Origin of the sequence: Salipaludibacillus sp. CUR1 (assembly GCF_021028955.1) — a bacterium.
Taxonomy (GTDB): Bacteria; Bacillota; Bacilli; order Bacillales; family Salisediminibacteriaceae; genus Salipaludibacillus.
Genome location: NZ_JAIWPE010000008.1, coordinates 1 through 20053, shown reverse-complemented (window position 1 = coordinate 20053; position 20053 = coordinate 1). Strand labels below are relative to the sequence as shown.

Sequence of the window (20053 nt, the reverse complement as noted above, 5' to 3'; positions counted from 1 at the left end):
AAAGAAAGGAGGAGTGGAACGATGGAAATGGACACAATTTCAGCTATCTCAACACCGATGGGAGAAGGTGCAATCGGGATTGTCAGGATAAGCGGAGACGATGCTATTCGATTAGCCGATAATTTATTCAAAGGGAAGCGGCCCTTGGCTGAAGCAGAAACTCATACTATTAATTACGGCCATATTAAAGATCCGGCTACAGGAGATATTGTGGAAGAAGTTATGGTGTCTGTGTTAAAAGCTCCACGGACGTATACTAAAGAAAATATGGTGGAGATTAACTGTCACGGCGGTTTGACATCAGTTAACCGGGTTCTTCAGTTAGTACTGAATGAAGGGGCCCGTCTTGCTGAGCCGGGTGAATTCACTAAACGCGCTTTCCTTAATGGACGGATTGACCTTTCACAGGCTGAAGGTGTAATAGATCTGATCCGTGCCAAGACTGACCGTGCAATGAATGTCGCTATGAATCAAGTGGAAGGGAAGCTTTCCCAGCGAATTCAAAAATTAAGACAGGCTCTGCTGGAAACCGTAGCTCATGTGGAAGTTAATATTGATTATCCTGAATATGATGCTGAAGAAATGACGCTGGAAATTCTTCAGGAAAAGGCTTCTTTTGTAAAGCAGGAAATTGACCGGCTGCTGCAGACAGCCCAGCAGGGAAAAATTCTTCGCGAAGGATTGTCCACTGTCATTATCGGCAGACCAAATGTTGGGAAATCCTCATTGCTAAACAGCCTGGTGCACGAAAATAAAGCGATTGTCACTGACATTCCAGGTACAACCCGTGACGTCATTGAAGAGTACGTAAATGTCAGGGGTGTTCCACTCCGTCTTCTTGATACAGCCGGAATCCGGGAGACTGAAGATGTCGTTGAAAGGCTTGGGGTAGAGCGGTCACGGAAAGTGATAAACAGTGCTGAGCTTGTTCTTCTGGTGCTCAACAATAACGAGCCGTTAACAGAGGCAGATGAAGAACTTTTCAAACTTTCCGAAGGGCATGATGTTATTACGATCGTTAACAAAACAGACCTTGAAGAAAAGATTAATTTGAACAGAGTCCGTAATCTTGCCGGAAACCGTCCGGTTGTAGCTACCTCTCTTTTAAAAGACGAAGGGGTTGACGAACTTGAAGAAGCGATAAGGGATCTCTTTTTTAAAGGTGACCTGGAAACAGGGGATATGTCCTATGTATCTAACTCCCGCCACATCGCTCTTTTAAACCAGGCAAAGAAAACGATTGATGATGCATTAGGAGCAGTGGAAGCCGGAATGCCGGTGGATATGGTGCAAATAGATATTACTAAAGCTTGGGAACTGCTTGGTGAAGTAATTGGGGACAGTGTCTCTGAGAGCCTTATTGACCAACTTTTCTCTCAGTTCTGCTTAGGAAAATAGATGGTAACACTTGCAGTGATTAACTATAAATAGTAACGAAAATCGAACAAAGGAGGTTCGTATGATGAGTTATAATGGTGGAAAATTCGATGTCATTGTCATCGGTGCAGGCCATGCGGGCGTAGAAGCCGGTCTTGCTGCAGCACGGATGGGCGCTGATACATTGATGTTAACATTAAACTTGGATGCGGTCGCTTATATGCCATGTAATCCGTCAGTCGGCGGACCGGCAAAAGGGATTGTTGTAAGAGAAATAGATGCACTGGGCGGTGAAATGGCCCGTAACATCGACAAAACGCATATTCAAATGCGTATGCTGAATACTGGAAAAGGACCTGCTGTGCGTGCATTGCGTGCACAGGCCGATAAATTTACGTACCAGCATGAAATGAAGCAGACAATTGAAGATACAGAGAATCTTCTTCTCCGCCAAGGGATGGTAGAGAAATTGATTGTAGAAGATGGGGAGATTCAAGGTGTCATTACCCAGACAGGTGCCGAATATTATGCAAAAACTGTGGTAGTGACTACCGGAACTTACTTGCGGGGGAAAGTTATTCTAGGTGACTTATCCTATGAGAGCGGCCCTAATAACATGCAGCCGTCCGTTAATCTCTCATATCACTTGCAGGAGCTTGGCTTCGATATGGTCCGGTTTAAAACAGGCACACCGCCGCGTGTAAACGGACAGACGATCGACTATGACCAAACTGAAATTCAGCCTGGTGATGATGTACCGCGCGCCTTTTCTTATGAGACGACCAAATATATAACAGACCAGCTGCCATGCTGGCTAACTTACACGAATGCAGAAACTCATGAATTAATTAACGGAAATTTAAGCCGTTCGCCAATGTATTCCGGTATGATAGAAGGAACTGGACCGCGTTACTGTCCTTCGATTGAAGATAAAATCGTCCGGTTTAATGATAAACCGCGGCATCAGATCTTTTTAGAACCGGAAGGACGAAACACAAAAGAGGTTTATGTGCAGGGGCTTTCTACAAGCCTGCCTGAAGACGTGCAGCACAGTATTCTAAAAACCATTCCAGGCCTTCAGAATGTTCGCATGATGCGGCCGGGTTATGCGATTGAGTACGATGCCATTGTTCCAACGCAGTTGTGGCCGTCGCTTGAAACGAAAAAGATAGAAGGACTGTTTACTGCAGGACAAATTAATGGAACAAGCGGCTATGAAGAAGCAGCAGGGCAAGGGCTTATGGCTGGTATTAACGCAGCGAGAAAAGTGCAGGGGGAAGAGCCGTTAATTCTTGATCGCTCTGAAGCTTATATCGGGGTACTGATTGATGACCTTATTACAAAAGGCACCAATGAACCTTACCGCCTGCTTACGTCACGCGCTGAATACCGCCTTCTGCTCCGTCACGATAATGCAGACCTTCGTCTCACCGGGAAAGGGTATGAGATCGGTTTAATTTCCGAAGGCCGGTACAGCCGCTTTACAGATAAAAAAGCGAAAATAGCTGCAGAAATTAAGCGTCTTGAAAAAACGATTATTAAAGTGAGCGATGACGCACAGAAAATCGTAGAAGAGGCGGGCTCTGCACCAATGAAAGAAGCAGTCAGCGCCGCACTCCTGTTAAAAAGGCCGGAAATCACTTATGATCATGTAGTCCGCCTGACTGAGCCTGAAGAAGAATTGGAAGCAGATGTTAAAGAACAGGTAGAAATTCAGGTTAAATATGAAGGCTATATTTCTAAGCAGCTGGAACAAGTCGAACGGCTGAAAAAAATGGAAAACAAAAAGCTTCCGGAAGACCTGGATTATATGGCAATCAACGGGATTGCTACTGAAGCAAGACAAAAATTAGCAGAAGTGCGGCCGCTATCGATTGCGCAGGCATCCAGGGTATCAGGGGTGAACCCTTCAGATGTTTCTGTCCTCCTCGTCTATATGGAGCAGGGACAACTCCAAAAAGTAAAGCAAGCTTAATAAGTTGACGTTCAGGCTAATAATGAGGTGAAATAAAAGATGAATGAAGACGAGTTTAGAGAAGCTCTCCAGCAAAAAGGCGTTCCATTGACAGACGAACAAATGCAGCAATTTGAACACTATTACAGAATTCTGGTTGATTGGAACGAACGAATGAATTTAACGGCTATTACAGAAAAAAAAGAAGTTTATTTAAAACATTTCTACGATTCAGTCACCGCAGCTTTTTACGAAGATTTAAGCGAACCGTTGAAGATAGTGGATGTAGGAGCAGGGGCGGGGTTTCCCAGCCTCCCTCTGAAAATCTGTTTTCCTCATCTCGATGTAACTATTGTTGACTCTCTAAACAAGCGTATTACCTTCTTAAATGCCCTTGCTTCTGAGCTTGATTTAAAAGGGGTATCATTTTACCACGACCGCGCCGAGCAGTTTGCAAGGAAAAAAGAACACCGGGAAAAGTATGATGCAGCAATATCCCGTGCAGTGGCCCGGTTGCCTGTATTATCGGAGCTGTGTCTGCCTTTAGTTAAAAAAGGCGGACGGTTTATAGCTATGAAAGGGGCAGGTGCTGCTGAAGAACTGCTTGATTCGGATAAAGCTTTCAAAGTACTCGGAGGCAAATTCAAGCACAAATATGATTTTCAATTGCCCCTTGAACAGAGTGAGCGGTCAATTATTGTTGTATATAAAGAAAAACAAACTTCTAAAACCTATCCCCGTAAAGCGGGTACGCCCAACAAACAACCCCTGATTTAATTTGCCCCTTTGCTGTGGCAAGAGAGACATACTGAGCAGTAAAGGGGGCTCTTACATACAGGCAGAGATCAGGGTAAAATCTAGTTATCTCTTAAATTTATTATAGAAGATTTTTCATTTCTCACGTATACTGAATATGCGAGAAAAAACAGTTTTACGATGGGCGCCGTTTCACGTGAAACATTTCTGCACGTAGACTTTGCTCACTTTTATATTGAAAGCATACAAGCGATAGGGTCGTTTTTTAATAAATATGCCATGTTTTTACGCCGTACAGGGCTTATATCATTTCCCTTATGTGTATCAGACGGGGGAGGTAGTTTTCTGAAGGTGGTGTCGCCATGAAACAATCATTTTCAAAGCTGTTTGGTTTGAATGATAAAAATGAAGAGACTGAAGAGAAGTTAATCAGCGAAAGGGAAGAAGTCCATAAACTTCCTGTATCAGAGATCGTTCCGAACCGGTACCAGCCGCGAACGGTTTTTCATGATGAAAAAATAGATGAATTAGCTCAAACGATAAATACCCATGGAATTATTCAGCCGATTGTTGTTCGTGAGAGTAACGGCAAGTATGAGATTATCGCAGGAGAACGCCGCTGGCGTGCAGTTACAAAACTTGGCTGGGAAAAAATTCCCGCTGTTATTAAAAATCTGGATGATACAAAAACCGCATCTGTCGCTCTCATAGAAAACCTCCAGCGTGAAGGTTTAACATCTATTGAAGAAGCTACAGCATATGCTAAATTAATAGAACTGCACGGATTGACTCAGGAAAGCTTGGCTCAGAGGCTTGGTAAAGGGCAGTCCACAGTAGCAAATAAATTAAGATTGTTAAATTTACCGGAAGCGGTTCAGAAAGCTTTGCTGAACCGTCAGATTACTGAAAGGCATGCCAGGGCATTAATCGTCCTTAAGGATACAGAAAAGCAGGAGAAAGTGCTGGCAAGGATTATCGAAGAAGAGTTAAATGTTAAACAGACTGAAGAAGTAATTGCAAAGCTTTCGGAAGAACCTGAGAAAAAGAAACCGAAAGCGATCCGTAAAGCTGTCTCGAAAGACACCAGGCTTGCGATGAATACGATTAGAAAATCAGTTGATATGGTCGCTCAGACAGGTATGAGCATTGATACAAACGAAGAAGAGCATGAAGAGTATTACCAGTTTACGATCCGCATTCCTAAAAAATAATTATTTAACAGATTATCAGAAGCCGTTCCGCCTGCTGAGGCGTGAACGGTTTTTTGACTGGCTTTTCTGTATATATAGTCCCGGGTCCGGGCAGGGAGGTAAGTTGGATTGAGCCAGGCTCAATGCCTTGAGAGCAGGAGTTTCCCTTAATTCTTCCTCCAATAGTCATTTTTAATATTTTTTAGGAAACGATTTAATCCACTCTGTGTTTTTCGTGATAAAATAAAAGAAATGTTTAAAGTCTGAAAAAAATGACTAATTTTTCAGCAGGAGATAAAATATTTCCCTTACCGTAACAGGAAAAATAGCGTTTGCAGTTAGGCAGGTGACAAAATGGGAAAAGTGATAGCTATTGCAAATCAAAAAGGCGGAGTAGGTAAAACGACTACAGCAGTCAATTTAAGTGCTTGTCTTGCTCAAGAGGGCAACAAAGTTCTGATGATCGATGTGGATCCACAGGGGAATTCAACCAGCGGTATTGGAGTAAATAAAGGTGACATTGATGAATGTATTTATAATGTACTCGTAGAAGATCAGAAAGCTGAAAATGTTATTGTGCCGACAGTAATGGAAAATTTATTTATCATTCCTTCCACAATCCAGCTTGCAGGAGCTGAAATTGAACTTGTTCCTACAATTTCGAGAGAAGTTCGTTTGAAACGGGCGATAGAGGATATAAAACGTAATTATGATTATATCGTTATTGATTGTCCTCCTTCACTTGGGCTTCTTACCTTAAACTCTTTAACAGCCGCAGACTCTGTGCTGATTCCTGTACAATGTGAATATTATGCGCTGGAAGGGCTGAGCCAGCTGTTAAATACAGTACGCCTTGTTCAAAAACACCTTAATCATGACCTGGAAATTGAAGGGGTATTATTAACAATGCTTGATGCACGAACCAACCTTGGCATTCAGGTGATTGAAGAGGTGAAAAAATATTTCAGGGAAAAAGTTTTTCAAACAATTATTCCAAGGAATATCCGTCTCGGTGAAGCGCCGAGTCATGGTGAACCGATCATTACATATGATCCTAAATCGAGAGGCGCAGAAGTTTATTTAGATCTAGCGAAGGAAGTGATGACTCATGGCTAGAGGACTAGGAAGAGGAATTGGGGCTTTCTTTCCTGACGCTTCACAAGAGCAGGGAGATCACGTACAAGACATTAAACTCGCAGACCTGCGTCCGAACCCATACCAGCCCAGAAAAGTTTTCGAGAAAGAGACAATTGAAGAACTTAAAACCTCTATCGAACGGCACGGCATCCTTCAGCCGCTTATCGTCAGGAAAAGTATTAAAGGATATGAAATTGTCGCAGGGGAGCGGCGTTACCGGGCTGCTAAAGAAGCTAAGCTAAAAGCCGTACCTGCTGTAGTTAAAGAGCTTTCCGAAGATGATATGATGGAAATCGCTCTGATTGAGAACCTTCAGAGAGAAGACCTGAATCCGCTTGAAGAAGCGAAGGCGTACCAGAAACTGCTGGAACATCTTCAGGTTACACAGGAACAACTTGCAAAAAGGCTGGGGAAAAGCAGACCTTATATAGCAAATTATATCCGTTTACTGCAACTGCCGCAGCTGGCTCAGCAGTATCTGTCAGAAGGAAAACTTTCAATGGGGCACGCCAGGGCGCTTTTAGGATTGAAAGACGAGAACCAGCTCACAGCTCTCATTCAAAAAGTAATTAAAGAAAAAATGAGTGTCCGTCAACTGGAAGAATGGATTCAGCGGTCTAACGATAATGTTTCACGTGAAACTTCAAAAAATAAGCTGACCCCTTTCTTAAAGGAAAGAGAATCAGTATTGAAATCCTATTTTGGAACAAACGTCCAAATTAAAAAAGGAAAAAATAAAGGGAAAATAGAAATTGACTTTTTTACAGACAAAGACTTGGAACGAATTTTGAATTTGCTTCATCAACAAGAGGAAGAATAACTTAAAAAGTCAGGCGGCCCGGGAAATCTGCGCTTGGAGAAAATTAGACAAACCTTTTAAAGTTTGTCATCTCTAAGCAGCAGAGGACCAGGGGCGCTTTTTCTAAGAACGGAGGGAGGAGAAGCAATGATTTATTTTGATCAGGCTGCCTCGAGCTTTCCTAAACCGCCGGAAGTGGGACAAGCAGTATCTGAAGCGATATTACGTTATGGAGCTAACCCTGGAAGGAGCGGCCATAAATTAGCCCGGCAGGCTAACAGTATCATCGAGACAACGAGGCGCAAGCTTAATAAAATGTTTCACAGCCACTCACCTGACAGGGTTGTATTTTCAAATAATGCCACTTCAGCACTTAATCAGGCGATAGAAGGTCTGACATTGAAGAGAGGCGACCATGTGCTGGCTACCGTGTTTGAACACAATTCTGTAAGGAGACCTCTGGAAAGGCTGAAACGGGAAAAAGGAGTAACAGTGGATTACCTGCAGGCAGACGGACAGGCCTCTCCGGGGAAGTGGGCAGACGTTGTTAAGAGGCATTTGACTGACCGTACAAAACTTGTGATTGTGACGCATGGATCTAATGTGACCGGAGAAATTATTCCAGTAAAAGAGATTGGTGACCTGGTCGCAGACCATCCTGCTCTGTATTGTGTGGATGCTTCACAAACAGCAGGAGTGCTTGAAATTGATATGAAAGAAATGGGTATCGACCTTCTTGCCTTTCCTGGCCATAAAGGTCTGTTAGGCCCCCAAGGCACCGGAGTGCTGATGGTTGCAAATAACGTCTCACTTAGACCAGTGCATGTCGGCGGGACAGGCAGTGCGTCTGAATTGCCTGCACAGCCGGATATCTGGCCGGCGGGCTGGGAAAGCGGGACCTTAAACACCCCAGGGATCGCAGGTTTATTAAAAGGATTAGAAGCGGTAGAAAAATATGGTCTGGATTATATCCACAGCCACGAAAAAGAGCTGGCCAGTTATTGTATAAAAGAATTGGAAGCAATTGAAGGTGTAAAGATTGTGGGCCCCGGGGCTGAAGAAGAACGTTTGGGGGTCGTGTCCTTTTATATTAAGGGCGTAGACTCAAACGAAGCGGCGATAATTCTTGATGAACATTATAATATTGCTGTGAGAGCGGGACTCCACTGTGCCCCTCTTACCCATAAAATCTATAAAACGGCAGATTCAGGACTAATAAGAGCCAGTTTCGGCATATATAACACATTTGAAGAAGTAGATACTTTTACCGATGCTATAAAAGAAATTAAAGAAGGTTTATTGGAATAGGAGAGACAGGATGGTTTTATTTGGAACAATCGTCAACGGGCTTGCTATAGTGGCAGGAGCCTGGATTGGCGTAAAATTAAAACACTTTTCGGCAGGGATGAGAGAGACGGTTATGAAAGCGATCGGCCTTGCTGTAGTAGTTCTCGGTTTTACCATGGCTCTTGAAGGCCAGGAGTTCCTGCTGATTATTTTCAGCCTCGCTTTAGGCGGTGTCCTCGGGGAAAGATGGAACCTAGAAGGGAAATTAAATGAAATTGGCAACTGGCTTGAAAGACGAATGAAACGGAAGAGCGGAGGTAAAATGGCTGAGGGATTCGTGGCTGCAACGATTTTATTCGTAGTGGGAGCCATGGCTATTATAGGGGCTTTAGACAGCGGATTTAGGAATGACCATTCTGTTCTGCTGACAAAGTCAGTGCTGGATGGATTTTCCTCAATTGTTTTTGCGGCAGCTATGGGTATTGGAGTGATGTTCTCTGCCTTGCCTGTTGTTCTTTATCAAGGGTCCATTGCTCTGGCAGCCACCTTTATTGTTCAATGGGTACCTGAAACGTGGCTTGATATGATTATCAGTGAAATTACTGCCGTTGGAGGAATCATGATAATAGGAATCGGCTTGAACCTGCTTGGGATTCCTAAAATAAGGATAGCGAATCTGCTGCCCGCTCTTATAGTAGCAGTCGTGCTGGTTCTTATATACAGTCAATGGTTTTCATAGAAGGAAGCCTGGGACAAAACTGAACATTAAAGATTTCAATTTATAGAATGAGCGCAGTTCAAAATGATTATGGCTAGCTTTGGACAGAAGCTTTCCGCGGGCATGACCTCAACCTCATCTAAAATACGATGTGTTTTCTACAGGGGCATGCTATTTCCGCAGAAGCCTCGTCTGCCGCTCGCCATAATTTTTTTGTGTTTTATCTTTTTGAATTAACATTCTCTTTTCCTCAAAGTTTAATAAGAGTGTGATGGTAATACTTTAGCTGCAGAATGATATTTTAATAAATCTTTGTAAATATGTGTCTTAAGGAGAGAGATCCTAATTAAACCGTTCCTTCTTTTTTCGGATAGAGAATCTGATGGCGGTTACTTTGCCAGCACCCGGCCTTCCACAAAGATTCAGCCATCGAATCAGCCATTGACATCACAAGCGACAGGCGGGTATTTTGCAGGACCATCATTTCCATATATCCTCCAACATTCACAATCCCTGTCATATGAATGTCGCCAACTGGAGGAAGTTTCTTTTTAACAGCGGCTCCGGGAATAACAGGCCCCTCACTGATGGTCATAAATCCTACGCTTTCAGTTCTTCCGAGACAGGCATCGAGAGCAATAATGAATGGATCTGTATAATTTTTATGAATATAATCAAGCGTGTTTTCGAGATTTTTAGCATGAACAGTAGAGTCAAGTGTGCCGTAAACAGAAAAAAGGGGGCAACGCTTTTCCAGCAACTTGGAGCCTATCAGCGGACCAAGGGAATCTCCAGTTGATCTGTCACTGCCAATACAGACGACAACTACGGGAACATCAGGTGAAGAAGGCAGGCAGGAGAAAATTATTCTGGACAGTTTTTGTACAGCCAAAGGGTCTTCCATATGGAACCGTTCAGATTTATTATTTTTTTCTCTAAAAAGTTGTCCATAAACCATCATACAACCCTCATTTCAAAAATAGTAGTAACAGTATACGGATCACAATTGGGATCTATACGTCTCAGATAAGAAAAAGAGGGATAAACGTGTGGAAATCAGGTTTAAAATGGATGTTTTTAATTATTGGAACAATGATCGGGGCGGGCTATGCGTCTGGAAGGGAGCTGTGGCAGTTTTTTGGTTATGAAAGCGGTCTTGCTATCCTGCTTTTTTCAATACTTTTCTTTGTCTGCTGCTATGTGGTTATGTCAATCAGCTACCAGCAGAAATCAGAACACTATATTCCGGTGTTAGAGAAACTGATGGGGAAAAAGTTGACAGGCCTCTATGATGGAATGATTATTTTATATTTATTTTCAACGACAGTAATAATGATCGCCGGGGGAGGGGCAACACTGGAAGTTCTTCACGTTCCTTACTGGTACGGTGTTTTTATTATTTCCAGTTTAATCGTGCTGCTGTTTATTTGGGGACTGAATGGGATGACATCGATCAATGCAATGATTATCCCGCTGCTCATATTGTTCCTGGTCGGTACACTGCTTGTTTTTCAATGGACAAACGGATTCAATATGGCTTCTGCCTGGAATAAACAAGGGAACTGGCCATCGGCTTTTACGTTTACCGCTTTAAATATCCTCCCTCTGGTAGCTGTTATTGGGGCAATCGGGAAAAAGATTAACCATAAAGGGGAATTGTGGATTGCGAGTCTCGGCAGTGCTGCTCTGCTCGGAACAGTTTCATTTTTGTATAATCAGTCCCTGATTGCCGTGGCTCAGGAAGTCATGCTTTATGAAATTCCTTTGTTTGCCATTTTAAAAAACTACCCTTATTTTATGGTGCTTGTTATGTCAGGGTTATTGTGGGCTGCTATATATACAACTGCAGCTTCAGGGATCCTTGGTCTCTGCACCCGTTTTCAGCCTGTCTTGAAAATGCCTTTCTGGCTCCTGTCACTGTTTTTTCTGATTTTAATGATTCCATTAACGACATTTGGATTTTCGAAGCTGATCAGTATTTTATATCCGCTATACGGGTTAATGAATTTATATATTCTAGCCTCCATTATGCTGTATCCTATCGTGAACCGGTTTGACCAGACTGCGGCCTGAGTTCATTGGAGGCAGTTTTTAAGGACTGGAGAGATGGAACCTTCATCGTGTATAATAAGGAAAAACGATGAATAAAGGGGAGCAGGCTATGAGTGATAAATCATTTGAGCTGAATGATGTGGTAGAAATGAAGAAGCCCCATCCTTGCGGTGAAAATAAATGGAAAGTTATTCGCATGGGAATGGATATCCGTATTAAATGCCTTGGCTGCGGACACAGCGTCATGATTCCAAGAAAAGAATTTACTAAAAAAATGAAACGCGTGCTTGAGAAATCAAATAGCACAGAAGTTTAAAGACTTGCACATTCAGACGTGTGAGTCTTTGTTTTTTTAAGATTCGGAAAGTTTCACACTTTTTAAGGAGATTAATTATTTTAAACTGAACCACGCTGGGTGTCAGGCAAAGGACTTTTGCGATGAAACCCGTAATTGTTCAGCTTGGGACATATTTTAAAAACTGAATCTTAAAGCCGTAAGTCTAAGGAAGCCGGTAATGGACTGCGGTTGCCATTTTTAAAAGAAGTATCTATAATTAACAGGGATGTGTATTTGGCAGGAATTTTTAATTTTTTTTATCCTTTGGCACTAATCATAGTCATTATTGGTTTAAAAATTACGGGACAACTGAGGTGAACACAGCGAGTCTTTGCCTGGAGTTAACCGGATGAATATAGAATAAGAAAAATGCAGAGCGTCCGTCAGGACTTGGCGGTCAGCCAAATTTTTTCTAAACATAAGGGAGAATGATTTATGGCTTTAACAACTGGAATTGTGGGGCTTCCTAATGTCGGGAAGTCTACATTGTTTAATGCAATTACGCAGGCAGGCGCAGAGTCTGCAAACTACCCGTTCTGTACGATCGACCCTAACGTTGGAATTGTGGAAGTTCCTGATGAACGTTTAAACACTCTGACTGAAATGGTTGTTCCGGACAAAACGGTACCGACAGCTTTTGAATTTACGGATATTGCAGGGATTGTTGAAGGGGCAAGCAAAGGTGAGGGCCTCGGTAATAAGTTTCTTTCCCATATACGTCAAGTAGACGCCATTTCACATGTGGTCCGATGTTTCAATGATGATAACGTGACGCATGTATCAGGCAGCGTTGATCCGATTCGCGACATTCAGGTCATTAACCTGGAGCTTATTCTGGCCGACCTGGAAACAGTTGAAAAGCGTATAGGAAAAGTTGAAAAGATGGCAAAACAGAAAGATAAAGACGCATTATTTGAATTTGAGGTTCTATCTAAGCTTCGTGACGCATTTGAAGATGAAAAGCCAGCCAGAAGTGTTGAATTTACAAAAGAGCAGGAAAAACTGGTTAAAGGACTTCATCTTTTAACGTGGAAGCCTGTCCTGTATGCAGCTAATGTAAGTGAGGAAGAACTGCTGGATGCTGACGCTAATCCTTATGTCCAGCAGGTAAAAGAATTTGCAGCAGAGGAAAACTCTGAAGTGATAGTGGTATGCGCTAAAATTGAATCTGAGATTGCCGAGCTTGAAGGCGACGAGAAAGAAGAGTTTTTACAAGACCTGGGTATTGAGGAATCAGGTCTTGACCAGCTGATTAAGGCAGCATATAATCTGCTTGGCCTTGAAACCTATTTTACTGCAGGAAAGCAGGAAGTACGCGCATGGACAATCCGCCAGGGGACAAAAGCCCCTCAGGCAGCCGGAGTCATTCATACTGATTTTGAACGCGGATTTATCCGTGCCGAAGTCGTTTCCTATGATGATCTTGTAGCGGCTGGTTCTATGGCTGTGGCTAAAGAACAGGGGAAAGTCCGTCTTGAAGGAAAGGACTATGTTGTGAAAGATGGAGATGTCGTTCATTTCCGTTTTAATGTTTAACTGTTTTATTCAGAGCCGGTTCCTTTGGGACCGGCTTTTTTAAAAGCTAAGATAAAGATTTCATCACTGCAGTCGGACGCTAAATTAAATTCTTTTATTCTCTTCTTGTCCCTGGGTGTATCATCTGTTATAATATACACTTGCGAGCAAAAGGAAATGACATTTGCTCCTTGCTCTTTCTGACACGGAAAGGGCCTTAGACCAAAAGGAGGTGACAGAACATGCGCAACTATGAAATTATGTACATCGTACGTCCGAACTTGGAAGAAGCGGCAATTAAAGAAACTGTTGAGCGTTTCAACAAGATTTTAACGGACAATGGCGCAGAAGTGACTGAAACGGAGGAAATGGGCAAGAAACGTCTTGCTTATGAAATCGAGGATTTCACTGAAGGTTTCTATGTACTGCTTAAATTAACAGCAGGCAAAGAAGCGCTTGATGAATTTAACCGTTTAAGCTCTATTAACGACAATATCTTACGTACGTTGACTGTACGTGAAGAGGAATAGAAATAAAATAAGTCAAGATCACATTCCGGGGAGGAGTTCGGATGATTAACCGTGTTGTCTTAGTTGGACGTTTAACAAAAGATCCTGAATTACGGTATACTGCCAACGGTATTGCCGTTGCATCTTTTACTTTAGCTGTAAATCGCCCATTTTCAAACCAGCAGGGAAATCGGGAAGCCGATTTTATTAACTGTGTGGTTTGGAGGAAGCAAGCCGAAAACGTTGCCAACTTTCTTAAAAAAGGAAGCCAGGCAGGTGTAGACGGACGCATTCAAACACGCAGTTTTGATAATAACGAAGGGCGTCGTGTTTTCATGACCGAAGTAGTAGCTGAAAGTGTGCAGTTCCTGGAGCCCCGAGGTTCCGGAGGTTCCGGAGGATCTGGCGGCGGAGGCCAGTATGCTGGTCAAGGTGCAGGCCAAGGCGGCTATGGACAACAGAATGACAACAGCGGTTATCAGAACAACCCGAATCAGGGGCCTGGACAAGGTGGTTTTGGCCAAGGAAATCAAGGAGGCCAGGGCAGTCAGAATGATGATCCGTTTGCCGGTGACGGGAAACCGATTGACATTAATGATGATGACCTGCCGTTCTAAAGGATACCGGAAATGTCCGGTTACAAATAATTTATAAGGAGGGATACGCATGGCACGTCGTGGACGACCAAAGCGTCGTAAAGTTTGTTACTTTACAGTTAACAAAATCAAGCATATCGATTATAAAGACACTGACTTGCTAAGAAAGTTCGTTTCTGAGCGCGGAAAGATTCTTCCTCGCCGGGTAACAGGAACTTCTGCAAAATATCAGCGTCAATTAACACGCGCAATTAAGCGCGCGCGTACAATGGCTCTATTGCCTTTCGTAACTGAATAGTTATGGAGTACACCCCCCGAAGCCTTTACAGGGCAGCGGGGGGTTTTTTATATGTGTGCAAGAGTGCAGGTTCTTTAAGTTTTGGATGTCCCGCTGTTGCATAAACTTTTTATCTTTGCACATTTGTTGTGTAGAATTTTTTTCCAAAAGAATGTTTAGTATTCTGACAGTGGTGGAATATATAAACCATCAGCAAAATTGCTGAAAACACATCAAGATTGCGAGAGGTGTTATCTTAATCATGTCTGATGATATGAAGTATACTGAAAACATGGAGAAAAGTCTCCAGCAGGCTCACGGAGTAGGTCACGAAGTTTATAAGAAAAGTCTTGACCAAAAAGTGAAAATTGAACAAGAACGTGAAAAAGAGTATCGGAAAAGCTTGCAGACAGAGCAGGAATTATCCCGTAAAATTAGCCGGTAAATAAAGAAGCGTTTTAAAAATATTGCACCGGCCTTTAACCTTAATTTACCCCCCATTAATATATTTTGGGCAATCAGTAGATGCTGATTGCTTATTTTTTTGTGGTTTTAACCGTGAACATGATAAAATGGAGAATAGTGCATGAGAAAGTTGTGTTTGAAGGGAGAGACAAATGGACAGACAGAAAGCCTTGCAAGAGGGAGCTGTGTACCTGGGCTTGTACCTCGTACTCATGTTTATTACTCTATGGGTGCCTGTAATTGGGCTCGTTACTTTTCTCTTTTTGCCGGTGCCTTTTATTTTTTTCACTTATAAATATGATCTTAAGGCGGGAGCTGTCTTAGCAACCCTGTCGTTTTTCTTTTTGTTTATAATATTTGGACCGTTAGCTTTGCCGCTTACCATGCTTTTTTCAGTGAGTGGAGTGGTAATAGGAGAATTATTCCGGCTTAAAAAACCCGCTTTTGCGGTTTTAGCGGGAGGCTCATTCAGCTTTATAGGATCAATTGTACTTATTTTTGTAGGAAGCGTCCTTCTCCTTGGCGTGAACCCGGTGGAGGAAATCCAGAATGTGATGATAGATTCTGCTGAGATGACAGAAGACATGATGTTTTTTATGGGGGATGAGGAAGCTTTTTCGACAGAAGCTGTCACAGAAGTGATAGATGAAATGGCTGTTATAGCTCCAGCTTTAATGGTGATGACAGGTGCAGGACTGGCTCTTACAGTTCAGCTGATTGCCTTCTGGATGTTAAAGAGAAAGAAATATGAACCGGTTCGTTTTCCACCATTTAGGGAATGGGGGTTTCCAAAAGCCTTTATTTGGTATTATTTGATTACCTACATTTTTATTCTGATTGGCGTAGATGAAGGAACAGCCATTCACACAGCTGTAGCCAACTTAGCTACCGTTCTTGAGGCAGTGATGGTCATCCAGGGTTTTGCCTTTATGTTTTTCTATTTTCATCGTAAACGCCTGAGCCCTGTCATTCCCGTGCTTCTTGTCGGTGTTTCGTTTCTTTTACCGGTTTTCCTTCATATTATAAGAATCTTAGGTATAATTGACTTAGGATTTGACTTAAGAAAGCGAATGAACGAGCAAAAATAGGAGTTGTGAAGAATGCCTAAATACTTGTTGAAAAAATGGCATGGATATCACGTTATCGCCCTGTTCAGTATCGCAGTGCTGTTCAACGGCATATTAACTTATTACCAGTGGCAACTTGGTGTTTTAGGGTTTGCCTGTTTAGGCGGCGTCTTATTTTTAATGATCCGTGCAAGGATTCAATTTGAGAAAGAGTTGTCTGAATATATATCCACGCTGACTTACCGTGTCAATAAAGCCGGGGAAGAAGCTGTCACTAATCTGCCAATCGGGATTCTTCTTTACAATGAGGAGAGGCATATCCAATGGACGAATCCTTATTTGTCCCAGCTGATGGAACAGGACCTGGTCGGATCTCCTATTTCAGTTTTTTCCAGGGACCTCATTAATGAGGTGAATGATGAAAAAAAACTGTTTCTTGCTGAAATAAATGCACACAATTACCGTATTTTTCACGAGCCTGACGAACGTTTACTTTACTTTATAAACGTCACTGAAGAACAGGAATTCAAAGAACTGTTTGAGAAAGAAAAAACAATCCTGGCTCATATTTATCTTGATAATTACGATGAAGTTACCCAAGGGATGGAAGACCAGGTTCGCAGTAAACTGCTGACGCATGTCACAGATGCTTTAAACAACTGGTCCAGAGAACATGATATTTTTGTAAAAAGAACCTCCTCAGACCGGTTTATTGCTGTTTTCAATGAAGAAACACTGCAGAACCTGGAAGAGAACCGGTTTACAATCCTGGATGAAGTCCGTGAAAATACGGGAAAAGAAAAGGTATCTCTCACCCTCAGCATCGGCATAGGCAGCGGGCAGTCGTCATTAAGGGAATTGGGAAGCTTAGCCCAGTCCAGCCTTGACTTAGCTCTTGGACGGGGAGGCGACCAGGTTGCCATCAAAGAGAAAAACGGCAAGGTACGCTTCTATGGCGGTAAATCAAACGCTATGGAAAAGCGTACACGAGTGAGGGCCCGGGTTATTTCCCATGCGATCCGTGATTTTGTGGTAGAGAGCGATAAAGTATTTGTCATGGGGCACAAAAATCCGGATATGGATTCCATTGGAGCTGCAATTGGCATGCTTAAAATAGCAGAAGCTAACGGGAAAGACGGGTTTGTCATTTTAAACCCTGATGAAGTGAATCAGAGTGTTCATAAACTCCTTGAAGAAATTGAGAAGCATGACAATTTATGGGCCCAGTTTATTACTCCTGAAGAAGCGAGAGAGGAAGCTACCGATGATTCTCTGCTTGTAGTAGTCGATACGCATAAACCGTCTCTTGTTATGGAGCCGAAACTTGTGGATAAAATGGACAGGACCATTGTTATCGACCATCATCGTCGCGGAGAGGACTTTATTGACGATGCGGTTCTTGTTTACATGGAGCCGTATGCTTCTTCAACGGCAGAGCTCGTGACAGAACTTCTTGAATACCAGCCGTCACAGCCTGATTTAGACGTACTGGAATCGACTGCCTTACTTGCAGGAATTATTGTAGATACAAAAAGCTTTGCTATACGAACAGGTGCAAGAACGTTTGACGCGGCTTCTTATCTTAGAAGCCGGGGTGCGGATACGACGCTTGTTCAGAAACTGCTGAAGGAAGATTTAGAGCAGTATGTGAAGCGGTCTAAACTGGTTGAAAATGCCTATATTTATTCCGGCGGCATGGCTATTTCCAAAGGAGACCCGGATGAACCGTATAACCAGGTTCTTATCGCACAGGCTGCTGATACTTTGCTGACGATGAATGATGTGGTCGCCTCATTTGTTATATCCGAATTGTCAGACGGGCGGGTCAGCATAAGCGCCCGTTCACTCGGAGAAGTGAATGTCCAGGTTATTATGGAAATGCTGGAAGGCGGAGGGCACTTAACAAACGCAGCTACTCAGCTGAAAGACAGCACAATAGAAAAAGCTGAAGAGAAATTAAAAGAAAAAATTGATGAGTATTTCAAAGGGGGACAAGGCACATGAAAGTCATCTTTTTGAAGGATGTAAAAGGAAAAGGGAAAAAAGGTGAAGTGAAAAATGTATCAGAAGGGTATGCCAGAAACTATTTAATTAAAAATAATCTGGCTGTCGAAGCCAGCAAAGGTAACATGAAGACACTGGAGAAAAAGCAGGAAAGCGCAGAGAAACAAGCTGAAAAAGAGCTTGAACAAGCCGAAAAGTTCAAAGAGAACCTTGAAAATACAACGATTGAGCTTAAGGCGAAAGCTGGAGACGGCGGCAGGCTGTTTGGAGCAGTGACTAACAAACAGATTGCAGAGCGGTTAAAGAAAATGGACATGAAAATTGATAAACGTAAAATTGAAATGGATGAACCCATTCGATCACTCGGCTATACAAATGTGAAAGTGAAAGTTCATCCAAAGGTGACAGCGACTTTAAAAGTACACGTTGCTGAAGAGTAATCCTATTACGGGAAATGAGGGACACACATCATGACCGACTTATTTGCCGAACGAACGCCACCTCAAAATATTGAAGCTGAGCAGGCGGTGCTGGGAGCCATCTTTTTGGAAGACCAGGCTCTTGTCACCGCCTCTGAACGTTTAATTCCGGAAGATTTTTACCGGACGGCCCATCAGCATATTTTTACTGTCATGCTTGACCTTTCGTCAAAAAATGAACCGGTCGATCTGGTAACAGTGACTGATGAACTTGAAACAAAGAAATGGCTTGAAGAAATTGGAGGCGTCTCATATTTAAGTGACCTGGCAAATGCTGTGCCGACTGCAGCCAACATTGAGTACTACAGTCAGATTGTTGAAGAGAAATCATTATTAAGACGGCTGATCCGGGTGGCAACTAACATTGCTTCAGAAGGCTATACAGCTGAAGAAGATGTGGAAGCTATTTTAAATGATGCCGAAAAATCGATTCTCGAGGTCTCCCAAAAGAAAAATGCTGGTGAATTTGTGGACATAAAAGATGTGCTTATTGAGGCTTTCGATAAAATAGAAATGCTGCAGCACACAGCGGGGGAAGTTACCGGAATTCCTACCGGATTTACGGAACTGGACAGGATCACAGCAGGCTTCCAAAGGAGTGACCTTGTGATTGTAGCGGCACGTCCTTCTGTAGGTAAGACAGCATTTGCACTGAATATTTCTCAAAACGTAGCGACAAAGACGGATGAAAACGTGGCCATCTTCAGTCTGGAAATGGGAGCAGACCAGCTTGTGATGCGTATGCTTTGTGCGGAAGGGAATATTGATGCCCAACGGCTTCGTACCGGAAGGCTGGAAGATGAAGACTGGCAGCGTCTCACTATGGCTATGGGGAGCCTTTCTAAAGCCGGGATCTATATTGACGACACCCCTGGAATTAAAGTGAAGGATGTCCGGTCAAAGTGCAGGAAATTAAAACAGGAGCGGGGACTGGGTATGATCATGATTGACTATTTGCAGCTCATTCAGGGTGATGCCCGAAGCGGTGAAGGCCGGCAGCAGGAAGTATCTGAAATTTCACGGGAGCTGAAAGGCCTCGCGCGTGAACTTGAAGTGCCGGTAATTGCCCTTTCCCAGCTGTCAAGAGGAGTAGAGTCAAGACAGGACAAGCGTCCAATGATGTCTGATATCCGTGAGTCAGGAAGTATTGAGCAGGATGCCGATATAGTTGCTTTCTTGTACCGGGATGACTATTATGACCAGGAATCAGAGAAGAAAGATATTATTGAAATTATTATAGCTAAACAGCGTAACGGTCCGGTCGGCACCGTTGAACTTGCCTTTGTGAAAGAATATAACAAATTCGTTAATCTGGAAAGACGGTTTGACGAAGGGGATATGCCGCCGGGAGCTTAATACGGATGAAAAAAAGAGACGCAGATTGCGTCTCTTTTTTTCAGTTCCAGATGGGGGTCAGACCCATAACGATTGCACGTAAGTAAAATAAATACACCAATGTTAATATATGTAAACAATATTTTGGGTTAATTTTAAAAAAAGGCGGACGAGGCATATAACGACCTTGTTCCCTTTT

At 42.9% G+C, this 20053-nt stretch carries 20 protein-coding genes; 19 read left to right on the top strand and 1 reads right to left on the bottom strand.

Going from position 1 to position 20053, the window contains the following annotated elements:
* The first annotated feature begins 21 nt into the window (after positions 1-21).
* The 8 genes from mnmE to K8O68_RS00965 all read left to right on the top strand — a co-directional run bounded on the left by mnmE (position 22) and on the right by K8O68_RS00965 (position 9239).
* Positions 22-1398 carry a tRNA uridine-5-carboxymethylaminomethyl(34) synthesis GTPase MnmE gene (gene mnmE, locus K8O68_RS01000; RefSeq protein WP_230895079.1) on the top strand — a complete coding sequence of 459 codons (1377 nt, stop codon included), beginning with the start codon at positions 22-24 and terminating at the stop codon, positions 1396-1398.
* Between the two features lie 64 nt (positions 1399-1462).
* Positions 1463-3352 carry a tRNA uridine-5-carboxymethylaminomethyl(34) synthesis enzyme MnmG gene (mnmG, locus tag K8O68_RS00995; RefSeq protein ID WP_230895093.1) on the top strand — a complete coding sequence of 630 codons (1890 nt, stop codon included), beginning with the start codon at positions 1463-1465 and terminating at the stop codon, positions 3350-3352.
* 39 nt (positions 3353-3391) lie between these two features.
* Positions 3392-4108, top strand: coding sequence for a 16S rRNA (guanine(527)-N(7))-methyltransferase RsmG (gene rsmG / locus K8O68_RS00990; RefSeq protein WP_230895078.1), 717 nt, complete (start codon positions 3392-3394; stop codon positions 4106-4108).
* Positions 4109-4449: 341 nt separating this feature from the next.
* Positions 4450-5298 carry a nucleoid occlusion protein gene (gene noc, locus K8O68_RS00985; protein WP_230895077.1) on the top strand — a complete coding sequence of 283 codons (849 nt, stop codon included), beginning with the start codon at positions 4450-4452 and terminating at the stop codon, positions 5296-5298.
* A gap of 333 nt (positions 5299-5631) precedes the next feature.
* Positions 5632-6393: a ParA family protein gene (locus K8O68_RS00980; protein ID WP_230895076.1), complete on the top strand. Its 762-nt coding sequence runs from the start codon at positions 5632-5634 to the stop codon at positions 6391-6393.
* Positions 6386-7234: a ParB/RepB/Spo0J family partition protein gene (locus K8O68_RS00975; protein WP_230895075.1), complete on the top strand. Its 849-nt coding sequence runs from the start codon at positions 6386-6388 to the stop codon at positions 7232-7234. The genes K8O68_RS00980 and K8O68_RS00975 overlap by 8 nt, the downstream gene beginning before the upstream one ends.
* 126 nt (positions 7235-7360) lie before the next feature.
* A complete protein-coding gene (locus tag K8O68_RS00970; RefSeq protein WP_230895074.1) occupies positions 7361-8521 on the top strand; it encodes an aminotransferase class V-fold PLP-dependent enzyme in 1161 nt (386 codons plus the stop codon).
* A 10-nt stretch (positions 8522-8531) separates the two neighbouring features.
* Positions 8532-9239 (top strand): DUF554 domain-containing protein, encoded by a 708-nt coding sequence (locus tag K8O68_RS00965; protein ID WP_230895073.1) that lies wholly within the window; start codon positions 8532-8534, stop codon positions 9237-9239.
* Between the two features lie 325 nt (positions 9240-9564).
* Here the strand turns inward: K8O68_RS00965 and yyaC are convergent, their stop codons facing one another.
* A complete protein-coding gene (yyaC, locus tag K8O68_RS00960; RefSeq protein WP_230895072.1) occupies positions 9565-10179 on the bottom strand; it encodes a spore protease YyaC in 615 nt (204 codons plus the stop codon).
* 86 nt (positions 10180-10265) lie between these two features.
* On the opposite strand from yyaC, the gene K8O68_RS00955 reads away from it, so the two are divergent.
* From K8O68_RS00955 to dnaB, 11 genes are all read left to right on the top strand, one after another.
* Positions 10266-11291, top strand: coding sequence for a YkvI family membrane protein (locus K8O68_RS00955; protein WP_230895071.1), 1026 nt, complete (start codon positions 10266-10268; stop codon positions 11289-11291).
* A gap of 88 nt (positions 11292-11379) precedes the next feature.
* The gene (locus K8O68_RS00950; RefSeq protein ID WP_230895070.1) at positions 11380-11586 is read left to right on the top strand and encodes a DUF951 domain-containing protein; all 207 of its coding nucleotides are present in this window, start codon (positions 11380-11382) and stop codon (positions 11584-11586) included.
* A 456-nt stretch (positions 11587-12042) separates the two neighbouring features.
* Positions 12043-13143: a redox-regulated ATPase YchF gene (ychF, locus tag K8O68_RS00945; RefSeq protein WP_093053491.1), complete on the top strand. Its 1101-nt coding sequence runs from the start codon at positions 12043-12045 to the stop codon at positions 13141-13143.
* A gap of 221 nt (positions 13144-13364) precedes the next feature.
* Positions 13365-13652, top strand: a complete 288-nt coding sequence (rpsF, locus tag K8O68_RS00940) for a 30S ribosomal protein S6 (RefSeq protein ID WP_093053488.1) — start codon at positions 13365-13367, stop codon at positions 13650-13652.
* 41 nt (positions 13653-13693) lie between these two features.
* Complete coding sequence (gene ssb, locus K8O68_RS00935) at positions 13694-14248, top strand: single-stranded DNA-binding protein (protein WP_230895069.1); 555 nt, start codon at positions 13694-13696, stop codon at positions 14246-14248.
* Between the two features lie 49 nt (positions 14249-14297).
* Positions 14298-14525: a 30S ribosomal protein S18 gene (gene rpsR / locus K8O68_RS00930; RefSeq protein WP_093053484.1), complete on the top strand. Its 228-nt coding sequence runs from the start codon at positions 14298-14300 to the stop codon at positions 14523-14525.
* A gap of 241 nt (positions 14526-14766) precedes the next feature.
* The gene (locus tag K8O68_RS00925) at positions 14767-14949 is read left to right on the top strand and encodes a YuzK family famiily protein (RefSeq protein WP_093053481.1); all 183 of its coding nucleotides are present in this window, start codon (positions 14767-14769) and stop codon (positions 14947-14949) included.
* A gap of 172 nt (positions 14950-15121) precedes the next feature.
* Complete coding sequence (locus tag K8O68_RS00920; protein ID WP_230895068.1) at positions 15122-16057, top strand: YybS family protein; 936 nt, start codon at positions 15122-15124, stop codon at positions 16055-16057.
* Between the two features lie 12 nt (positions 16058-16069).
* On the top strand, positions 16070-18040 hold the full coding sequence (locus K8O68_RS00915) for a DHH family phosphoesterase (protein ID WP_230895067.1): 1971 nt from the start codon (positions 16070-16072) through the stop codon (positions 18038-18040).
* The gene (gene rplI / locus K8O68_RS00910) at positions 18037-18480 is read left to right on the top strand and encodes a 50S ribosomal protein L9 (RefSeq protein WP_230895066.1); all 444 of its coding nucleotides are present in this window, start codon (positions 18037-18039) and stop codon (positions 18478-18480) included. The genes K8O68_RS00915 and rplI overlap by 4 nt, the downstream gene beginning before the upstream one ends.
* A 30-nt stretch (positions 18481-18510) precedes the next feature.
* A complete protein-coding gene (dnaB, locus tag K8O68_RS00905) occupies positions 18511-19875 on the top strand; it encodes a replicative DNA helicase (RefSeq protein ID WP_230895065.1) in 1365 nt (454 codons plus the stop codon).
* The last annotated feature ends 178 nt before the right edge of the window (positions 19876-20053 follow it).